Origin of the sequence: Sphingomonas gellani (genome assembly GCF_900110035.1) — a bacterium.
GTDB lineage: Bacteria > Pseudomonadota > Alphaproteobacteria > Sphingomonadales > Sphingomonadaceae > Sphingomonas > Sphingomonas gellani.
The window spans coordinates 219310-235383 of record NZ_FOCF01000006.1 but is presented as its reverse complement, the minus strand read 5'-3'; the positions used below and the strand labels follow the sequence as shown (position 1 = coordinate 235383).

The window sequence follows — 16074 nt, the reverse complement described above, 5'->3', positions numbered from 1 at the left end:
CCTGTTTTGCTGGCCAGGGCTGTCCAGCCCGCAACAGGGAAACGACATCATGAAGGTTTTGCGATTGCCGATCGGCATGGCATTGTTCGCTGCGTCCACTGGCGCGATCGCGCAGTCGGGCGCGTCGGTGAACACGCCCCCGCCGCCCCCGCCGCCAGCCATGGCTGCGCAGCCCGCCCGTGCCGCCGCCGACATGCAGGCGGTGCTGGATGCCCATCGCGCGCTCGGCGCGAAGCCGATCGAGACGCTCAACCCGCTGGAGGCGCGGCTTCAGCCCTCCGCAGCCGACGCGGCGAATGCGGTGATGCACAAGCGTGGTCAGTCCACCGCGCCCGACCCCGCCGTGACGACGCAGGAAATGGCGTATGGCGCGGACCCGATGCAGTTTGCGCGCATCTACAAGCCCGCCGCCGCACCCGCCGGTGGCGCGCCGATGCCGGTGATCGTCTATTACCATGGCGGCGGCTGGGTCATCGCCGACATCAACACCTATGACGCGACGCCGCGGCTGATGGCCAAGCAGCTGAACGCCATTGTGGTGTCGGTCGAGTACCGCCACGCGCCGGAGGCGAAGTTCCCCGCGCAGCATGACGACGCGGCGATGGCGTATCGCTGGGTCTTGCAGAATGCGGCCAGCTGGGGCGGCGACCCGGCGAAGGTGGCGACGGCGGGCGAGAGCGCCGGCGGCAACCTGGCCGTGGCGACCGCGATCTTCGCGCGCGACAATGGCCTGACACTGCCGGTGCATATCCTGTCGGTATATCCGATCGCGAACAGCGACATGAACCTGCCGTCGCGTAAGGATTCGGTCAACGCGAAGCCGCTGAACACGCCGATGCTGAACTGGTTCGGCTATTACTATTCCGCGGCGAATGCGGACAAGATGGACCCGCGCATCAACCTGGTGAAGGCGAACCTGCGCGGCCTGCCGCCGGTTACCATCGTCAACGCCCAGATCGACCCGTTGCGGTCGGATGGCGAAACGCTGGCCGACGCGCTGCGCCGTGCGGGCGACCGTGTCGAGCAGCGCACGTTCCCGGGTGTGACGCATGAATTCTTCGGCATGGGGAAGGTCGTCCGCGGCGCCTATGACGCCGAGAACTACGCGATCGGCCGGCTTGGCGCCGCCTTCGCCAAGTGAACCGAACACAGGAGATCAGACCATGAAGACCCTAGCTTTGCTTGCCCCGGCGATGCTGATCGCCGCGCCCGCCGCCGCCCAGGTGATGACGCCTGCGCAATATGTCTCCACCGCCGGTGCCAGCGACCTGTACGAGATCACGTCCAGCAAGCTGGTGCTGCAAACCACACAGGACCCGAAGATCCGCTCCTTCGCGCAGATGATGGTCATGGAGCACACCAAGAGCACGGCGCAGGTCAAGGCGGCCGCCGCCCGCGCGCGCGTGAAGGCGGCTCCCGCTAAGCTGAACCCGTTGCAGACCGAACTGGTGTCCGAACTGCGCAGCGAAAGCGGCGCGGCGCGCGACGCGCGTTACATCGCGCAGCAGAAGGCCGCGCACAACCAGGCGCTGGAAGTCCAAAAGGCCTATGCGATGGAGGGCACGTCCGCTCCGTTGAAGGCGGCGGCCGCCGGGATCGTGCCGGTGGTGCAGCAGCATGTCGACATGCTGAAATCGATGTGATCGATGCCGGCCGGCGCAGTGTGCGCCGGCCCCTGTCGCGTCGAAGCGATCAGGGATAGCTGACCGTCTTCGGCACGTCGGGAATCGGAATCCATTCCTTCGTGTCGCCCGGCACCAGGGGGAACTCGCCCGCTTTCCAGGCGCGCTTCGCCTCCGCGATACGATCGGGGCGCGACGATACGAAATTCCACCACACATGTCGCGGCGTGCGAAACGCGTCACCACCGCACAGCATCGCCCGGCATCCGGTGTCCGACCGCAACGTCGCGGCGACACCCGGCCGCAGCACGTACAGCGTCATGGGCGCGAGCGGCACGCCCTCCAGCGTCGCGCTGCCCCATGCGACGTACACGGCGCGCTCCTCGGCGGCCGCATCGATCGGGATCGCCGACCCGGCCGACATGACCATGTCGCCGTAGATGGTGCCCGCATGCGTCGTGGTCGGCGCGTGGTGACCCCATAGGTCACCCATGATGACCGTCGCGCGGACACCATCCGCGTCCAGCACCGGCAACGCGCCGGCCGCGACATGTTCGAACGCGGGATCGATCTCCTCCAGCGCATCCGGCAGCGCCAGCCAGGTCTGGATGCCCGACAGCGCCGGTCCGTTCGCCCGCTCGTCGCCGGGCGAGCGTTCCGAATGGACGATGCCGGTGCCCGCGGTCATCAGGTTCACGGCGCCCGGCTCGATCCGCTGGTCGGTGCCGAGCGAGTCGCGATGTTCGATGGCGCCATCGAACAGGTAGGTGACGGTGGACAGGTTGATGTGCGGGTGGGGGCGTACGTCGATGCCTTCGCCGGACGACAGGCGCGCCGGGCCAATCTGATCGAAGAACAGGAAAGGTCCGACCATGGTCCGTTCGCGTGCCGGCAGGGTGCGATGCACCTTGAACCCGCCCAGATCGTGCGTGACCGGCGTCAGCGTGACGTCGAACAGGTCAGTCTGCATGGCTATGCTCCATCCGGGCGGTCGCTCCGTCGGTCAGGGCGAGCAGGTCGAGCAGGTCGACGGGGAAGATCGCCTCCGCATGGGCGGCGATCTCGTCGCGGGTGAACCAGTGCCAGCGTTGCATCACCTGCCGCTCCAGCGTGGTGTGGCCCGCCGGATCGACCTCGCAGGAGTCGACGTCGACGCGGAAATAGCGTTCGTCGGCGGTCACCTCCACGCCCTCCACGCTGAGGAAATCCGCCTGTCGCCGCGCGACCTGCGGCCCGCAGTCGAGGTCCAGCCCAACCTCCTCGCGCAATTCCCGCCGCGCCGCCGCCTCGTAGCTTTCACCTGGATCGAGTGCACCGCCGGGCGTCACCCAGAACGGGTCGCGACCCGCCGGGGTGAAGCGGAACAGCAGGGCGCGCCCATGCCCGTCCACCAGCAGGATACGCGCGGCGGGGCGCAGGCGCCTCATCGGTCATCCAGCTCGGGATAATGGCGGAAGATGCCATCCTCGTTGAAGGGGAGGCGCCGGTCGCTGGCGAGATAGGCGGCGATGCCGGGCAGCGCGGCGACGCGGTCGCGGATCGCGATCACCGCCGGATAGTCCCTTTCCAGCGCGGCCATGCGACGCGGGAACATGTAGCGCAGGCCCTCGACCAGCTGGAACAGCGACGTGTCGGCATGGCTCCACCGATCGCCCACCAGCCATTCGCCGTTGCCGGCCCGCGCGGCGGCATCGAACCAGCCGAGGAATTTGGGCATGCGTTCGTCGCGGAACTGTGCTGCGGCGCGTGCGGCTTCCGGCCTCTGATCCTCGTAATAAGCGGACACGCCGACGGGGTGGTGAACGTTGTGCACCTCCGCCACCATGTCCGTGATCGTCAGCTGGATCTGGTCCGCCCAGAGCCGGTCGGTGATCCCCTCGGGCGCCAGGCCATGCTGCTCCCCCAGATAGGACAGGATGTTCGCCACCTGCGCCACCACCGCGCCACCGATGTCGAGATAGGGCGGCGCAAAGGGCGCGCGCCCCTCCCGAGCCGCCATGTCGTCGATCAGCGCCTGCGCGCTGCGACTGCGCGCCGCATCGACATAGGCGATGCCGGCCGCCTCCATCGCCAGCCGCACGAACTCGCCCCGGCCGGGGATCGAGGGCCAGTACCACAAGGTGTAGGTCATGCGACGCGCTCTCCCGGTGCGAAGGTGCGGATGGCGAGCGCGTGGATGCGCGTGGCGAGCAGGTCCGCGAGCGCGGCGTTCACCAGCCGCTGCCGGGCGACGCGGGACAGGCCGGCGAATGCGGCGCTTTCCACGACGACGCTGAAATGGCTTTCCCCCGTGCCGTTGTCGCCCATGTGGCCGGCATGATGGTGGCTGTCGTTGACGACCTGAAGGTCCGTCGGCGCCAGCGCGTCCGTCAGGCGGGCGGCGATCTGGTCGACGAGCGGCAGGTTGGTCAAAACTGGGGCGGCGGCGGGGGTGGCGGTCACGGTCATGCGGCCCATATAGTCGCTTTTGGAGGATGCGGGGAGCCGGTGGCGTCGAAGGGTGAAGGGAAGGAGCGGCCGAGCGCGCGGTTCCACGGACGGATCGAGGGTACGGGCCGCGAGTGCGCCGAACCGGGCTGTGACGCCGCGGGCGAGTTCCGTGCGCCGCCGCTGGAAGGTGCGGGGCCGCATGACGGGCCGCGCAATTTCCGCTGGATGTGCCTGGATCATGTGCGCGCGTTCAACAGCCGCTACAATTATTTCGACGGCATGAGCGTGGACGAAATCCATGCCGCGCAACGTCCGACCGCTGGGTGGGAGCGGGAGAGCCGTGCGTTTTCGGGACGCGATCCGGGACCGCGCTGGTCCGACTTCTCCGACCCGCTGGACGCCATCGCGGCGCGGTATCGCCGCGAGCGGGCGCCCGAGCGGCCCGATGGCAAGCCGCTGTCCGGCCAGGATCGCGAATCGCTGAAGGTGCTGGGGCTGGAACCCGATGCGGACCGCACGGCGCTGCGCCGGCGATACTCGGATCTGGTGCGGCGATACCATCCCGACCGCAATGGCGGAGACCGCAGCCACGAGGCGAAGCTGCAACGCGTGATCGCGGCGTATCAACAGCTTCGTGGGGCGCCCGCCTTCGCCTGAGCCGTCATTATCGGCGCGCCGGCCGGAGCGATCGGCGGTTTCATGGGTTTCCTTCGCCCGATCTTTTCGCCCGTTCCGCGCTGCACCACGCTGGACCTCGGGACCGTCCCGGGTACAAGGACCCATCATGACCGACCTGCCCAAGAACCAGCCCGCCAATCCCGAATTGCCGGGCCGCGAGACCACGGTGCTCGCCGCCCCCGACCTGACCGTCAGCGTGCGCGACGTGTTCGGCATCGACGTCGACATGCAGGTGCCCGCATTCAGCGAGGCGGACGAGCGGGTGCCGGACCTGGACCCCGCCTATGTGTTCGATCCGGACACCACGCTGGCGGTGCTGGCCGGCTTCGCGCACAATCGCCGTGTGATGGTGCAGGGCTATCACGGCACGGGCAAGTCGACCCATATCGAGCAGGTGGCGGCGCGCCTGAAATGGCCGTGCATCCGCATCAACCTGGACGCGCATATCAGCCGCATCGACCTGGTCGGGCGCGACGCCATCGTGCTGCGTGACGGACAGCAGGTGACGGAATTCCGCGAGGGGCTGTTGCCCTGGGCGCTGCAGACCCCGACCGCACTGGTCTTCGACGAATATGACGCGGGCCGGCCCGACGTGATGTTCGTGATCCAGCGCGTGCTGGAGACGGAGGGCAAGCTGACGCTGCTCGACCAGAACCGGGTGATCCGGCCGAACCCGTATTTCCGCCTGTTCGCGACCGCCAACACGGTCGGCCTGGGCGACACGTCGGGGCTGTATCATGGCACGCAGCAGATCAACCAGGGCCAGATGGACCGGTGGAACGTGGTGGTCACGCTGAACTACCTGCCCGCCGCGACCGAGGCGCAGATCGTGCTGGCCAAGTCGGGCGAGTATGACAAGCCGGACGGCAAGAAGACGGTCGAGAACATGGTCCGCGTCGCCGACCTGACGCGCAAGGGGTTCATCAACGGCGACATCTCCACCGTGATGAGCCCGCGTTCGGTCATCACCTGGGCGCAGAACGCGTTGATCTTCGGCGATATCGGCTTTGCGTTCCGCCTGTCGTTCCTGAACAAGTGTGATGAGGCGGAGCGGCCGCTGGTGGCGGAATATTACCAGCGCGTGTTCGGCAAGGACCTGCCCGAAAGCATCGCGGCAAAGGCGTAAGGCTTGGCCAACGAAACGCCCCTCGACCGGTTCAAGGCCGTTCTCGCCGGCACCGCACGTGCGCTGTCGGACGAGCCGGAGGTGGAGCTAGGCTTCACCGCCGATGCGCCTTCGCAGTCGGGCAAGCACATCAAGGTGCCGATGCCCGCACGGCAGCTGCCGCCCGAACAGGTGGCGGAGGCGCGGGGCTTCGCGGACGGGTTCGCGCTCAGGCTGCGTCACCACGACGCGGCGCTGCATGCGCGCGCCGCGCCCGGCGATGCGGTGGCGCGGTCGGTGTTCGACGCGATTGAGGGTGCGCGCGTCGAGGCGCTGGGCAGCCGGGGATATGCCGGCATCGCCGACAATCTGGCGCATGCGCTGGACGTCCGGTTGCGGGCCGACCCGATCACCCGCGCGCGCAGCCGGGCGGAGGTGCCGCTGTCCACCGCGCTTGGCCTGATGGTTCGCGAGAAGCTGACCGGGCAGGATGCGCCCGCGACGGTGCAGCCGGCGCTGGCACTGGTGCGAGACTGGATCGAGGAGCGTACCGACCTGTCCGCGCTGGGCATGGCGCTGGACGATCAACGCGCGTTCCAGGCGCTGGCGATGAAGATGCTCGCCGAACTGGAGCTGGTCGAGGGCGAGGCGGAACCGAGCGACGCCGATGACGGCGGCGAGGAGGAGTCCACCGAGGAGGCCGATCAGGACAGCGACACCGACGAGGGCGAGGACGAAGGCGGCCAGGGCGAGGGACAGGTCGAGGCGCGGGGCGAACAGCGCGAGGCCGAAGGCGACGAGGGCGAGGGCGAGCAGCAGCAGGCCGACAACGACTCGCTCGACGACATGGACGGCGACCTGGGCGATGAGGGCGACGAGGGCGCGCAGCCGGTCCGGCCCAATCGCCCGTCGTCCGACGGCGCGCCGCAATTCGATTACAAGGCGTGGACCAACCAGTTCGACGAGGTAATCGCCGCCACCGACCTGTGCGATGCGGACGAGCTGGTGCGGTTGCGCGGATATCTGGACCAGCAGCTGGTGCACCTGCAATCGGCGGTGTCGAAGCTGGCGAACCGGTTGCAACGCCGGTTGATGGCGCAGCAGAACCGGTCCTGGGACTTCGACCAGGAAGAAGGGTTGCTGGACGCGGCGCGGTTGGCGCGTGTCGTGGTGTCGCCGGGCCAGTCGCTGTCGTACAAGGTGGAGCGGGACACTGATTTCCGCGACACGGTGGTGACGCTGTTGATCGACAACAGCGGGTCGATGCGCGGCCGGCCGATCTCCATCGCGGCGATCAGCGCCGACATCCTGGCGCGCACGCTGGAACGGTGTGGGGTCAAGACGGAGATCCTGGGGTTTACCACGCGCGCGTGGAAGGGCGGGCAGAGCCGGGAAACGTGGCTGGCCGCCGGGCGACCGCCGCAGCCGGGGCGGCTGAACGACATCCGCCACATCGTGTACAAGAAGGCGGATGAACCGTGGCGGCGCGCGCGCACCAATCTGGGCCTGATGATGCGCGAAGGGCTGTTGAAGGAGAATATCGACGGCGAGGCGCTGATGTGGGCGCACGGCCGTCTGCTCGCCCGGCCGGAAGAGCGGCGTATCCTGATGGTCATTTCCGACGGTGCGCCGGTCGACGATTCGACGCTGTCCGTGAACTCCGGATCGTATCTGGAGCGCCATCTGCGACAGGTGATCGGCTGGATCGAGGCGAAGTCGCCGGTCGAACTGGTGGCGATCGGCATCGGGCATGACGTGACGCGCTATTACAGCCGGGCGGTGACGATCATGGATGCCGAGCAGCTGGGCGGTACGATCATCGAACAGCTGGCGGCCCTGTTCGACACGGATTGAGCAAGGGGCGGGTTGACGGGTTCCGCGACAGCGCGGTCCGGCAACCCGGCTGGGCCACCCCTAGATCTCGCTGCGCACCTGTCCGTGCGCCAGCACCGCAAACAGTCCGGTGCCGCCGATGATGTTGCCGACCAGCGCGGGGATGATGAACCCGCCCAGCACCCAGGCACCGCTCGCCTTTCCGGTCATCCACAACAACCATGCCTCTGCCGATCCGGCCACCACATGGCTGAACCCGCCGATCGCGATCACGTAGGTGATGACCACGACGATCCAGAACTCACTGCCCCGCGCGTTCGGCATGATCCAGGCGATCGACCCGACCAGGAAGCCCGACGGGATGCCCAGCAGCAGCGTCTTGGCCACGTCGCGTTCCAGCAGGTGTCGCGACACCTCCGTCGCGGCGCCCAGTTGCTCCGCCGACAGGATGACTTGATGCGCCATCAGCAGCGCGGCGAGGAAGGTGCCGAGCATGTTGCCCGTGAAGACGATGCCCCACAGCCGACCCAGCCGCCCGAGGTTGCGCCATGTCGGGTGAGTGGCGAGCGGCAGCACGGCGGTTACGGTGTTTTCCGTGAACAGCTGGAGGTTGCCGATGATGACCAGCACGAACCCGACGCAGTAACCGAGCGAGGTGACGAGTTCCGCCTGGGGCGACGCGCCAAGTCGTTGTTCGAGGAAGGTTTCTGCCAGAACGGAGGTGGAGATGGCGAGTCCGGCGGCAAAGGCGGAGAACAGCAACGACAGCAGGGGACGCTTCAACTCCTCCTGCCCTTGCAGGCGGATCACCTCGTGGACGACGCGGGCGGAACTGGCCTTTTTCTCGGCCACCGCCTCCACTTCGTCCTCCGACAATTGGGTGGAGGGCGTTTCCTCCTCCTGCGGGTCCTGCGGCGGTTGCTGCTCGTTCATGGCGGCCCGAACGATGCAGCATTGACGGCGTTCCGCCGGGACGAAGCGGACTTGCGCAGACACCGTCCGGCCCGGCAACAAGCGGCATGGACATCCACCTTCCACCCGACGGATTCGCCGGCCCGGTGAAGCGGTCGATCACCATCGCGGGGCATCAGACATCCATCAGTCTGGAACCGGTGTTCTGGGCCGCGTTGGAAGGGGCCGCCAAGGCGATGAGCCTGCCGCTGAGCGCGCTGGTGGCGGAGATCGATGCGGTGCGCGTGTCCCATGCCGATCCGGCCAATCTGGCCAGCGCGCTGCGCACCTGGCTGTTCACCCGGCCATGACAAGGGCAGCGCGACGGCGGGCGCGGGCGCCGAAGGAGCGGCGCGGGTCGGTCGGGCCGGTGCGACCCACCATGTTCGTGCTGCATCGCTGGATCGGGCTGGTGTTGGCGGTGCTGGTGGTGCCGGTGCTGTTGTCGGGCGCCGCGCTGATGCTGGGACCGGCGCTGGACCGGGTCGTCCATCCGGGGCGCTATGCCGTGTCGGGTCAGGCCGTGCTGGCGCCATCGGCCTATGCCGATGCGGCGCGGCGGACGCTCCGTGCGGGCCAGCGGATCGCCGCGATCACGGTGAATCGCAGCGGACCTGTCGTCGCAGACGTGAGTAGCGCCGGCATGCCGCAGGGCACGGCCGTGTTCCTGAACCCGCCGACGGGGCGTGTACTGGGTCAGGGTGCGCGCTCGATAGTCGGCGCGCTGCATGACCTGCACACCAGCCTGTTCATGGGACATAGCGGCCGCTGGGTGCTGGGCTGTGTCGGACTGGTGGTCATGTTGCTCGCGTTGAGTGGGGTGTGGCTGTGGCGTCCGACGGTCGGCAGCCTGCTGCACGGGCTGCGCTGGCGACGCCATGCGCAGGGGGCGAGCAACCTGCATCACGCTGTGGGACTTTGGACCGCCGTGCCGTTGCTGGTCCTGTCGGCGAGCGGGGCGTGGCTGGCCTTCTCGATCGGAAAATCCATGCCGATCGATGCCGGCAAGGTCCCGCTGCCGATCGCGCGCGCCGCCATGAGCCCCGATCGCGTCGTGGCGGCGGCGTCGACGCTGAACGCCAGCCCGTGGGTGCGGATCGTCTGGCCGACCGAGCGGAGCGCGGACTGGACGGTGTCCTTTCAAGCGGGTGGGAGCGTGAAGGTGGCCGACGACGCCGGCACCGTCGTGCGCGCGCTGGATGCGGAGCGCCATGGAACTGAGGGGCTGATGCGGCGGCTGCATGGTAGCGGATCGGATGGCGGGCTCGCGTCAGGAGCGTGGCGGATCGTCGCCTTTCTCACCGGATTGGCGTCGTTGCCGCTGCTGCTGACAGGCGTGGCGATGTGGTGGACGGGGCGGCGCAAGGCCGAGGGCAAGCGCGATCGCTAGAAAAAATCCTGTCCTACAACGAACCCATATGGTTCACCGCTGACCTTTGGCGGGGAGGCCTGGGATGGACTGTGATTCGATGATCGATGCCGTGATCGACCGGGAGGGCGGCTTCGTCCATGCGGTCGGGGACGCTGGCGGCGCGACGCGCTGGGGGATCACGGAGGCGGTGGCGCGCGCCAATGGCTATGCCGGCGATATGCGGCGCCTGCCGCGCGGGACGGCGCGCGACATCTATCGCCGGCTTTACTGGATGCGGCCGGGGTTCGACCGCGTGGCCGAGAGGGCGCCCGCGATCGCCGCCGAACTGTTCGACACGGGCGTCAACATGGGGCCGGCGGTCGCGGCCGGGTTTTTGCAACGCGCGCTGAACGCGCTGAACCGTGGCGCGCGCGACTATCCGGACATCGGCGTCGACGGGCGGCTGGGCCCGCGCAGCCTGCAAGCGCTGGACCGGTTCCTGACGGTGCGGGGACGCGGTGGGGAGAGCGTGTTGTTGAAGGCCATGGAGGCGTTGCAGGGCGAGCGCTATCTGTCGCTGGCGGAGGCGCGGCCGGCCAATGAGGCGTTCCTGTACGGCTGGCTGGCGAACCGGGTCGGATGAGCGGCGTCGCGCGAACCCGCCGCGTGGCAGGGAGCCGCACTGTGCCGGTGGTGGCGCCTGCTGCGTGTGACGTACAGGACGAGGGGGAGCCGATCGGGGCGGAGCCGCCGGTCCGGGAGGGTGATCGGTGGACGGACCGGTCGCGCCCGACATTTCTCTACGTCATGTATGCGCTGCTGTTGTGGTCGATCCCGGTCGGCCTGATCGCAGCGGTCAATCCGCAGGTCGCGGCCGCGATCGCGCAGGGGATGCGCGCCTATCTGTCCGCCCTGCCGGAGCCGCTCTATGCCCTCTTCGGCACGGGGTATCTCGGCTACACGGTGGCGCGGACCTGGGGCAAGACGCGGGGCGTTGAGCGGTGACGGGGCGCCGGCATCGACCGGTGCCGGGACCGGACAAGGGGACAGGTGTTGCGGGGCATGATCGGCAGGGGGTTGGCGCATCTGGGCGCGCTATGGGCGCTGGCGGGGTGCTCGCCGGCAGGCCTGCTGAATGGCGTGGATCGCGTGACGCCGGGCGACCGTGGTGCACGGCTGGCGGTACGCGGCGCCCCCTATGGCTCCGAGCCGCGGCAGGCGCTGGACGTCTGGGTGCCGCGCAAACGCCATGCGGGCCGGTTGCCGGTCGTGGTGTTCTTCTATGGCGGGGCGTGGGTGGCGGGTTCGCGCGCCGAATACGGCTTCGCGGGGCGTGCCTATGCCGGACAGGGGTTCGTCGCGGTGGTGCCGGATTACCGGCTGGTGCCGCAGGTCCGCTATCCAGCCTTTGTGCAGGACGGCGCGCAGGCGATCCGATGGGTGCGCGACAATGTCGCCCGCTATGGCGGAGATCCGGCGCGGATCACGCTCGCCGGCTATAGCGCGGGGGCGTACAACGCGGCGATGCTGGCGCTGGACGGGCGGTTCCTGCGAGAGGCCGGCGTGGACCCGCGCATCGTGTGCGCCGCGGCATTGCTGGCGGGACCGTACGACTTCTACCCGTTCGACGACAAGCGGGCGGTGGACGCGTTCGGCGCTTGGCCGCGCCCGCAGGAGACGCAGCCGATCGCGCAAGTCCGCGCGGACGCCCCGCCGCTGTGGCTCGCCTATGGCAGCGCGGACACGGTGGTCCGGCCGCGCAACAGCATTGCCCTGGCCGAGCGCCTGCGCGCGGCCGGAGCGCCGGTGGTGTTGCGCGAATATCCGGGCCGCAGCCATGTCGATCTGGTCATGGCGCTGTCGCGACCGTTTCGCGGCAAGGGACCGGTGCTGGCGGACAGCAGCGCCTTTCTGCTCGCCCACGCGCGCTGATCGGCGCGGGTCCTGTGACGCACACGAACGCCACATTGGGCGCGTGATTGCAGCACGGGACCCGCCATCCCATATGGCGCGCCATGAGCGGGAATGAGAGCGCCCAGAGTGGCATTGGGCCGGTGTGGCATGGCACGACCATTTTGTCGGTCCGACGCGGCGGCAAGGTCGTGGTGGCAGGCGACGGACAGGTATCGATGGGCCAAACGGTGATGAAGCCGAACGCCCGAAAGGTCCGCCGGCTGGGCGACGGCAGCGTGATCGGCGGCTTCGCGGGCGCGACGGCGGATGCCTTCACGCTGTTCGAGCGGCTGGAAGCGAAGCTGGAACGCCATAACGGCCAGCTGATGCGGGCGGCGGTCGAGCTGGCCAAGGATTGGCGGACTGACAAGTATCTGCGCAACCTGGAGGCGATGATGATCGTCGCCGACAAGGATGTGACGCTGATCCTGACCGGCAATGGCGACGTGCTGGAGCCGGAGAACGGCATCGCGGCGATCGGGTCGGGCGGCAACTACGCCCTCGCCGCCGCGCGCGCGCTGGTCGAGTATGAGGGCGACGCGGAAACCGTGTGCCGCAAGGCGATGGCGATCGCGGCGGAGGTGTGCGTGTACACCAACGACCGGCTGACCGTCGAAACGCTGGACAGCGCCACCTGACCCCCGTCGCATCATCCCGGCGACGCGCTTCCATGCCAGGCGGCAGTTCGACGGAAAGCGGGAGCCGGGGCCTGACAATCACGGCCGGAGTTCCATTCCGGCCCTCGCCGGAATGACGAACTTGAACGACACACTGACCCCGAAGGCGATCGTCGCCGCGCTCGACGCGCATATCATCGGCCAGCAGGATGCGAAGCGGGCGGTCGCCGTGGCGCTGCGCAATCGCTGGCGTCGGCAGCAGCTGTCGCCCGACCTGCGCGACGAGGTGACGCCCAAGAACATCCTGATGATCGGCCCGACCGGGTGCGGCAAGACGGAGATCAGCCGGCGTCTGGCGAAGCTGGCCGATGCCCCCTTCGTCAAGGTGGAGGCGACCAAGTTCACCGAGGTCGGCTATGTCGGCCGCGACGTCGAACAGATCGCGCGCGACCTGGTCGAGGAGGCGATCCGGCTGGAAAAGGAACGCCGCCGCCTGTCGGTGAAGGACAAGGCGGAGGGCGCGGCGATGGACCGGCTGCTCGACGCGCTGACCGGCAAGGGGTCGAGCCAGGCCACGCGCGAGGCGTTCCGGCAGCGCTTCGCCGACGGGCACCTGGACGCGACCGAGATCGAGATCGAGGTGGAGCAGGCGCCCGCCATGCCCTTCGAGATCCCCGGCGCGCCGCAGATGCTGAACCTGTCGGAGATGATGAAGTCGTTCGGCGGCGGGGCGCAGAACCTGAAGCGGCGCAAGCTGCCGGTGCGCGCCGCGTGGGACAAGCTGGTCGAGGAGGAGGCGGACAAGCGGCTGGACCAGGACGACGTCACCCGCACCGCGCTGGCCGATGCGGAGGCGAACGGCATCGTGTTCCTGGACGAGATCGACAAGATCGCGGTCAGCGACGTGCGCGGCGGATCGGTCAGCCGCGAGGGTGTGCAGCGCGACCTGCTGCCGCTGATCGAGGGGACCACCGTCGCGACCAAATACGGGCCGATGAAGACGGACCATATCCTGTTCATCGCGTCCGGCGCGTTCCACGTCGCCAAGCCGTCCGACCTGCTGCCCGAATTGCAGGGGCGCCTGCCGATCCGGGTCGAGCTGAAGGGGCTGACGGAAGCCGATTTCATCGCGATCCTGTCCGACACCAAGGCGTCGCTGCCCGCGCAGTACCAGGCGCTGATTGCGACCGAGGGCGTGGACGTGTCCTTCACCGACGACGGCATCGCCGCCGTGGCCCGCATCGCGGCGGAGGTGAACGGCCAGATCGAGAATATCGGCGCCCGCCGGTTGCAGACGGTGATGGAGAAGCTGTTGGAGGAAGTCAGCTTCGACGCGGAGGATCGCGCCGGACAGTCGCTGGTGGTGGACGGGGCCTATGTCGACCGGCAACTGGCGGCGGTGGCACGCAACACCGACCTCAGCCGGTTCGTGCTGTAACGCGCCTCAGCGTGCGTCGGTCGCGGCCCGTTTGTCGTAGCGGACGAACGGGCCCAACATGCACGCGGCGGACGGGATCGACTGTCCCGGCAACAGCACGCGGACGCGGTCATGCTCGCAAAGCTGCCCGCCGAACCGCTCTGTAATAAGTGTTGCCAGCGGGCGCAGCGACGGGCAGGTGCCGACCCGGCTGACCCACAAGCTGCGGCCGCCACGCCGCACGCCGACGGTCTGGTCGTCCAGCACGATCGTACCGTCGGTCGGGCCGGGGTTGATGCATCGCTGCGCCGCCCCGACCTGCACATAACCGTTGAGCGGATCGCGATCGCGGTCGGACGAACGCCCCGCCAGCAGCAGCGGCAGGGCCAGCAAGAGCAGTGCCGACCGTGTCATCGCGGCCGGCTGTACGGGACGAAGTCGCGCAGGGCGCAACTGCCCGTGAACGACCGCGTGTACTGATCGACGGTGGTGGCGATATCGCCCGAACAGGCGCGACCGTTATATTGCTGCGTCACCAGGATATCGCCCCGCCCGGCATTCTCGCAGCCGCCGGTGGTGTCGTTGCGATAGATCAGGTTGCGCCCAGCGACGTACAACAGAGTCGATCCAAATGCCTGGGTCTGCACCCTGGCACTGGTCAGGCTGCTGGGCAGGCAGCTGGTCGGCTTTCCCGGCGTCAGTCCGGCCAGCTTGCGTTGCAGGTCGTCCTGCGTCGCCTGTTGCACCTGCACCTGCCGAGCGGTGTCCGCCGGTGTCTGGGCGCATGCCGCGACCAGCAGCAGGGCGGGGGACAGGGTGGCGATACGCAGCGACATGACGATGCTCCAGACGCGACACGGGCGATCAGCCGCGAAACGCATCCTTGTCAGCGCGCAGTTTGCCCAGTTGTTCCGCGGAGCCGGCGCGCAGGAAGGGGTTGGTCGCCAGCTCCTCCTCCAGCGTGAAGGGCACGGTCGGCTTGCCATTGGCCCGCGCGGCGTCGACATGCATGGCGCGCTCCTCCAGCGCCGTGTTGTCGGGATCGACATGGCGGGCGAAGCGGGCGTTGGACTGGGTGTATTCGTGGCCGCAATAGACCATCGTCTCGCCGGGCATCGCGCGATAGCGTTGCATGTTGCCCCACATGTCCGCCGGCGTCCCCTCGAACAGACGGCCGCATCCCATGGCGAACAGCGTGTCGCCGGTGAACAGCGCACTGTCCTCGGCGAAGTGGAACGCCACATGCCCCTGCGTATGGCCGGGCACGCGCATCACCTGCGCGGTATGGCTGGCCAGACGGATCACGTCGCCCTCGTCGACCAACGCGTCCAGGGCGGCGATCTTGTCCGCCTCCGCCTTGGGGCCGGTCACCAGCGCGCCGGTGGTGCGACGGATCTGCTCGACACCGCCAACATGATCCTGGTGCCAATGCGTGACCCACACCTGCCCCAGATGCCAGCCGCGCGCGTTCGCAGCGGCGAGCACGGGCTCCGCTTCTCCCGGATCGACCACGCCCGCCTCCTGCGTGGCGGGATCGAACAGGAGCCAAGCGTAATTGTCGGACAGGACGGGCACGCCGACGACCTCCAGCTTCGGGGCGTCCGCCACCTCACCAGGTCCCGGTGTTGGGCATGGACGCCCATGGTTCGGCGGGCGGCAGCGGGTCGCCGGTCTGGAGCAGTTCGATCGAGATGCCGTCCGGCGACTTCACGAACGCCATGTTGCCGTCGCGCGGGGGCCGGTTCACCGTGACGCCGGCGTCCATCATGCGCTGGCAACTGTCGTAGATATTGTCGACGCGGTAGGCGAGGTGCCCGAAATTGCGGCCGCCGGTATAATCCTCCGCCGCCTTGCCCTCTTCCGGCCAGTTATAGGTCAGCTCGACCTCCGCATTGGCGCGCTCTCCCGGAGCATTCATGTCCTCGGGCGTGGCCAGGAAGATCAGCGTGAAGCGTCCCGCCTCGTTTTCGATCCGGCGCACCTCCTGCAAGCCGAGCAGTTCGAAGAAGCGGATGGTCGCGTCGGGATCGGCGACGCGGATCATGGTGTGCAGGTAACGCATGGGAAGCTCCGGAGATGGTCGTGAGGGAAGCGCGCGCCGCCCCCACAGGTTCCGT

Annotated in this window: 21 protein-coding genes; 12 read left to right on the top strand and 9 right to left on the bottom strand. The window is 68.5% G+C overall.

Features of this window, described 5'->3' with window-relative positions; translation table 11 throughout:
• Positions 1 to 49 precede the first annotated feature (49 nt).
• Positions 50 to 1141, top strand: coding sequence for an alpha/beta hydrolase (locus BMX37_RS13315; RefSeq protein ID WP_244501577.1), 1092 nt, complete (start codon positions 50 to 52; stop codon positions 1139 to 1141).
• A 22-nt stretch (positions 1142 to 1163) separates the two neighbouring features.
• Positions 1164 to 1643 carry a DUF4142 domain-containing protein gene (locus BMX37_RS13310; RefSeq protein ID WP_244501576.1) on the top strand — a complete coding sequence of 160 codons (480 nt, stop codon included), beginning with the start codon at positions 1164 to 1166 and terminating at the stop codon, positions 1641 to 1643.
• A gap of 49 nt (positions 1644 to 1692) precedes the next feature.
• On the opposite strand, the gene BMX37_RS13305 is transcribed toward BMX37_RS13310, so the two are convergent.
• Genes BMX37_RS13305 through BMX37_RS13290 form a run of 4 tightly spaced genes read right to left on the bottom strand, consistent with a single transcriptional unit; the run spans position 1693 to position 4070 of the window.
• On the bottom strand, positions 1693 to 2592 hold the full coding sequence (locus BMX37_RS13305) for a pirin family protein (protein WP_093666211.1): 900 nt from the start codon (positions 2590 to 2592) through the stop codon (positions 1693 to 1695).
• Positions 2582 to 3049 (bottom strand): NUDIX hydrolase, encoded by a 468-nt coding sequence (locus BMX37_RS13300; protein WP_093666210.1) that lies wholly within the window; start codon positions 3047 to 3049, stop codon positions 2582 to 2584. Before BMX37_RS13300 ends, BMX37_RS13305 begins: the two co-directional genes overlap by 11 nt.
• Positions 3046 to 3753, bottom strand: a complete 708-nt coding sequence (locus BMX37_RS13295) for a glutathione S-transferase (RefSeq protein WP_093666209.1) — start codon at positions 3751 to 3753, stop codon at positions 3046 to 3048. Before BMX37_RS13295 ends, BMX37_RS13300 begins: the two co-directional genes overlap by 4 nt.
• Positions 3750 to 4070 carry a BolA family protein gene (locus BMX37_RS13290; RefSeq protein WP_093666278.1) on the bottom strand — a complete coding sequence of 107 codons (321 nt, stop codon included), beginning with the start codon at positions 4068 to 4070 and terminating at the stop codon, positions 3750 to 3752. The genes BMX37_RS13295 and BMX37_RS13290 overlap by 4 nt, the downstream gene beginning before the upstream one ends.
• A gap of 93 nt (positions 4071 to 4163) precedes the next feature.
• On the opposite strand from BMX37_RS13290, the gene BMX37_RS13285 reads away from it, so the two are divergent.
• The 3 genes from BMX37_RS13285 (at position 4164) to cobT (ending at position 7689) form a co-directional block, all read left to right on the top strand.
• On the top strand, positions 4164 to 4709 hold the full coding sequence (locus BMX37_RS13285; RefSeq protein WP_425288462.1) for a J domain-containing protein: 546 nt from the start codon (positions 4164 to 4166) through the stop codon (positions 4707 to 4709).
• A 127-nt stretch (positions 4710 to 4836) separates the two neighbouring features.
• On the top strand, positions 4837 to 5856 hold the full coding sequence (gene cobS, locus BMX37_RS13280; RefSeq protein WP_093666207.1) for a cobaltochelatase subunit CobS: 1020 nt from the start codon (positions 4837 to 4839) through the stop codon (positions 5854 to 5856).
• 3 nt (positions 5857 to 5859) lie between these two features.
• Positions 5860 to 7689: a cobaltochelatase subunit CobT gene (gene cobT / locus BMX37_RS13275; RefSeq protein ID WP_093666206.1), complete on the top strand. Its 1830-nt coding sequence runs from the start codon at positions 5860 to 5862 to the stop codon at positions 7687 to 7689.
• Between the two features lie 60 nt (positions 7690 to 7749).
• Here the strand turns inward: cobT and BMX37_RS13270 are convergent, their stop codons facing one another.
• The gene (locus tag BMX37_RS13270; RefSeq protein ID WP_170841969.1) at positions 7750 to 8601 is read right to left on the bottom strand and encodes a formate/nitrite transporter family protein; all 852 of its coding nucleotides are present in this window, start codon (positions 8599 to 8601) and stop codon (positions 7750 to 7752) included.
• Positions 8602 to 8687: 86 nt separating this feature from the next.
• On the opposite strand from BMX37_RS13270, the gene BMX37_RS13265 reads away from it, so the two are divergent.
• The 7 genes from BMX37_RS13265 to hslU all read left to right on the top strand — a co-directional run bounded on the left by BMX37_RS13265 (position 8688) and on the right by hslU (position 13978).
• Positions 8688 to 8930, top strand: a complete 243-nt coding sequence (locus BMX37_RS13265) for a ribbon-helix-helix domain-containing protein (protein WP_093666205.1) — start codon at positions 8688 to 8690, stop codon at positions 8928 to 8930.
• Positions 8927 to 10009 (top strand): PepSY-associated TM helix domain-containing protein, encoded by a 1083-nt coding sequence (locus tag BMX37_RS13260; protein WP_093666204.1) that lies wholly within the window; start codon positions 8927 to 8929, stop codon positions 10007 to 10009. The genes BMX37_RS13265 and BMX37_RS13260 overlap by 4 nt, the downstream gene beginning before the upstream one ends.
• A gap of 64 nt (positions 10010 to 10073) precedes the next feature.
• Entirely contained in the window at positions 10074 to 10613 is a 540-nt protein-coding gene (locus BMX37_RS13255) for a glycoside hydrolase family 108 protein (RefSeq protein WP_093666203.1), read from the top strand.
• Between the two features lie 92 nt (positions 10614 to 10705).
• The gene (locus tag BMX37_RS13250; protein ID WP_342027863.1) at positions 10706 to 10975 is read left to right on the top strand and encodes a 3TM-type holin; all 270 of its coding nucleotides are present in this window, start codon (positions 10706 to 10708) and stop codon (positions 10973 to 10975) included.
• A gap of 57 nt (positions 10976 to 11032) precedes the next feature.
• Complete coding sequence (locus BMX37_RS13245) at positions 11033 to 11902, top strand: alpha/beta hydrolase (RefSeq protein WP_093666201.1); 870 nt, start codon at positions 11033 to 11035, stop codon at positions 11900 to 11902.
• Positions 11903 to 11985: 83 nt separating this feature from the next.
• Entirely contained in the window at positions 11986 to 12561 is a 576-nt protein-coding gene (gene hslV, locus BMX37_RS13240) for an ATP-dependent protease subunit HslV (protein ID WP_093666200.1), read from the top strand.
• A gap of 121 nt (positions 12562 to 12682) precedes the next feature.
• Positions 12683 to 13978 (top strand): ATP-dependent protease ATPase subunit HslU, encoded by a 1296-nt coding sequence (gene hslU / locus BMX37_RS13235; protein WP_093666276.1) that lies wholly within the window; start codon positions 12683 to 12685, stop codon positions 13976 to 13978.
• 6 nt (positions 13979 to 13984) lie between these two features.
• On the opposite strand, the gene BMX37_RS13230 is transcribed toward hslU, so the two are convergent.
• Genes BMX37_RS13230 through BMX37_RS13215 form a run of 4 tightly spaced genes read right to left on the bottom strand, consistent with a single transcriptional unit; the run spans position 13985 to position 16019 of the window.
• Entirely contained in the window at positions 13985 to 14371 is a 387-nt protein-coding gene (locus BMX37_RS13230; protein ID WP_212611444.1) for a hypothetical protein, read from the bottom strand.
• Entirely contained in the window at positions 14368 to 14793 is a 426-nt protein-coding gene (locus BMX37_RS13225; RefSeq protein WP_093666199.1) for a hypothetical protein, read from the bottom strand. The genes BMX37_RS13230 and BMX37_RS13225 overlap by 4 nt, the downstream gene beginning before the upstream one ends.
• A 28-nt stretch (positions 14794 to 14821) precedes the next feature.
• Positions 14822 to 15565, bottom strand: coding sequence for a hydroxyacylglutathione hydrolase (gene gloB / locus BMX37_RS13220; RefSeq protein WP_093666198.1), 744 nt, complete (start codon positions 15563 to 15565; stop codon positions 14822 to 14824).
• 1 nt (position 15566) lies between these two features.
• Positions 15567 to 16019: a VOC family protein gene (locus BMX37_RS13215; RefSeq protein ID WP_093666197.1), complete on the bottom strand. Its 453-nt coding sequence runs from the start codon at positions 16017 to 16019 to the stop codon at positions 15567 to 15569.
• Between the last annotated feature and the right edge of the window lie 55 nt (positions 16020 to 16074).

Coding starts and splice junctions, on each gene's coding strand:
- BMX37_RS13260 (WP_093666204.1), top strand. CDS start 8,927: ATGACAAGGGCAGCGCGACGGCGGGCGCGGGCGCCGAAGGAGCGGCGC.
- BMX37_RS13290 (WP_093666278.1), bottom strand. CDS start 4,070: ATGACCGTGACCGCCACCCCCGCCGCCGCCCCAGTTTTGACCAACCTG.
- BMX37_RS13310 (WP_244501576.1), top strand. CDS start 1,164: ATGAAGACCCTAGCTTTGCTTGCCCCGGCGATGCTGATCGCCGCGCCC.
- BMX37_RS13270 (WP_170841969.1), bottom strand. CDS start 8,601: ATGAACGAGCAGCAACCGCCGCAGGACCCGCAGGAGGAGGAAACGCCC.
- BMX37_RS13230 (WP_212611444.1), bottom strand. CDS start 14,371: ATGACACGGTCGGCACTGCTCTTGCTGGCCCTGCCGCTGCTGCTGGCG.
- hslV (WP_093666200.1), top strand. CDS start 11,986: ATGAGCGGGAATGAGAGCGCCCAGAGTGGCATTGGGCCGGTGTGGCAT.
- BMX37_RS13300 (WP_093666210.1), bottom strand. CDS start 3,049: ATGAGGCGCCTGCGCCCCGCCGCGCGTATCCTGCTGGTGGACGGGCAT.
- BMX37_RS13225 (WP_093666199.1), bottom strand. CDS start 14,793: ATGTCGCTGCGTATCGCCACCCTGTCCCCCGCCCTGCTGCTGGTCGCG.
- BMX37_RS13315 (WP_244501577.1), top strand. CDS start 50: ATGAAGGTTTTGCGATTGCCGATCGGCATGGCATTGTTCGCTGCGTCC.
- BMX37_RS13255 (WP_093666203.1), top strand. CDS start 10,074: ATGGACTGTGATTCGATGATCGATGCCGTGATCGACCGGGAGGGCGGC.
- BMX37_RS13295 (WP_093666209.1), bottom strand. CDS start 3,753: ATGACCTACACCTTGTGGTACTGGCCCTCGATCCCCGGCCGGGGCGAG.
- BMX37_RS13305 (WP_093666211.1), bottom strand. CDS start 2,592: ATGCAGACTGACCTGTTCGACGTCACGCTGACGCCGGTCACGCACGAT.
- BMX37_RS13265 (WP_093666205.1), top strand. CDS start 8,688: ATGGACATCCACCTTCCACCCGACGGATTCGCCGGCCCGGTGAAGCGG.
- BMX37_RS13245 (WP_093666201.1), top strand. CDS start 11,033: ATGATCGGCAGGGGGTTGGCGCATCTGGGCGCGCTATGGGCGCTGGCG.
- BMX37_RS13215 (WP_093666197.1), bottom strand. CDS start 16,019: ATGCGTTACCTGCACACCATGATCCGCGTCGCCGATCCCGACGCGACC.
- cobS (WP_093666207.1), top strand. CDS start 4,837: ATGACCGACCTGCCCAAGAACCAGCCCGCCAATCCCGAATTGCCGGGC.